The 1,372-nt window shown below is 59.5% G+C and carries 1 protein-coding gene; it reads right to left on the reverse strand.

The genetic code is table 11. The features are described from left to right. Positions 1 to 59: 59 nt before the first annotated feature. Positions 60 to 1,319 carry an IS256 family transposase gene (locus tag BAY1663_RS22715; protein WP_037045397.1) on the reverse strand — a complete coding sequence of 420 codons (1,260 nt, stop codon included), beginning with the start codon at positions 1,317 to 1,319 and terminating at the stop codon, positions 60 to 62. Between the last annotated feature and the right edge of the window lie 53 nt (positions 1,320 to 1,372).

Genomic DNA, 1,372 nt, shown 5'->3' on the forward strand with positions numbered 1-1,372 from the left:
GGGACTGTCAGATTTTTCGTGTTCGGGCCGTTGAGGCCCGTCACCGGACGGACCATGGTTCACCAGGCGGGCCTGGTGAAGCGATCCCCGTACAGGATCGCAAATTGGTTCATCGCGCTCTTCCAGTCGTGCGCCGCTTTGCCCCAATTGGCGGTGATATTACGCAGCCCTAACCAGATCAGCTTGGTGGCGGCCTCATCATTGGGGAAGTGTCCGCGGGTTTTGATGATCTTGCGCAGTTGGGCATTGACGCTTTCGATGGCATTGGTGGTGTAGATCACCTTGCGTATCGCCTGGGGAAATACGAAGAACGGTATAACCCGGTCCCAGGCCCGGCGCCAGGCAGCCGCGACCGTGGGGTATTGCTTGCCCCACGGGCCGGTTTCGAACTCGCTGAGCGCCTGCTCGGCCGCATCGGCGTTAAGCGCCTGATAGACAGGCTTCAAGGCCTTGGCCAGGCCCTTGCGTTTATCCCAGGACACGAAGTTCAGGCTGTTGCGAATCAGGTGGACGATGCAGGTCTGCAGGGTCGTTTGCGGGTACACCGCAGCCAACGCTTCAGGTATCCCCTTCAGGCCGTCCGTGACGGCGATCAGCACGTCCTCGACGCCCCGGTTGCGAAGATCGTTAAACACTTTGAGCCAGAACTTCGCGCCTTCGGTGTTCTCGATCCAGATGCCCAGGATGTCGCGCGTACCGTCCGGCAGAACGCCCAGCGCCAAATAGACGGCCTTGTTACGCACCAAGCCTTCATCGCGGATCTTGACGCGCAGAGCATCGAAGAAGATCACTGGGTACATCGGCTCCAGCGGCCTTTGCTGCCAGCCCCCGACCTCGTCCATCACCGCGTCGGTCACCGAGCTGATGAAGTCATGGGAAACATCGGTACCGTACTGATCGAGCAAGAACCCACGGATCTCCCGCACCGTCATGCCCCGCGCGTACATGGCAATGATCTTGTCGTCGAAGCCGGTAAAGCGGCGCTCATGCTTGGGTATCAGGAGCGGCGCGAAGCTCCCATCGCGGTCCCGAGGAATATCCAATTGCAAGGGGCCATCGTCGGTCAGAACGGTTTTGCCGCTCGTGCCATTGCGCAGGTTTTCGCTGCCCTCGGGGCGTTCTGTGCCCGGCGGGTATCCCAGATGGTGACCCAACTCGGCTCCAAGCGCGCGCTCGACCAGCGCTTTCTTGAAGGCCATCGAAATGTCCTGGATCGCCTCGGCCGTCATCGGGCCTTTGACGAATTGCTCGACCAAATCCTTCGGAATCGAAGGTAGATCATTCTTGGCCTTTTTGGCCGGAGTCTTTTTGCTAGGCATGGCAGGCACCTTAAAAGCATCTGATGCCCGAACACAAAATTTCTGACAGGCCC

Source organism: Pseudomonas sp. BAY1663, assembly GCF_000582595.1.
In the GTDB taxonomy this organism is placed as follows: domain Bacteria; phylum Pseudomonadota; class Gammaproteobacteria; order Pseudomonadales; family Pseudomonadaceae; genus Stutzerimonas; species Stutzerimonas stutzeri_AF.

Coding starts and splice junctions, on each gene's coding strand:
- BAY1663_RS22715 (WP_037045397.1), bottom strand. CDS start 1,319: ATGCCTAGCAAAAAGACTCCGGCCAAAAAGGCCAAGAATGATCTACCT.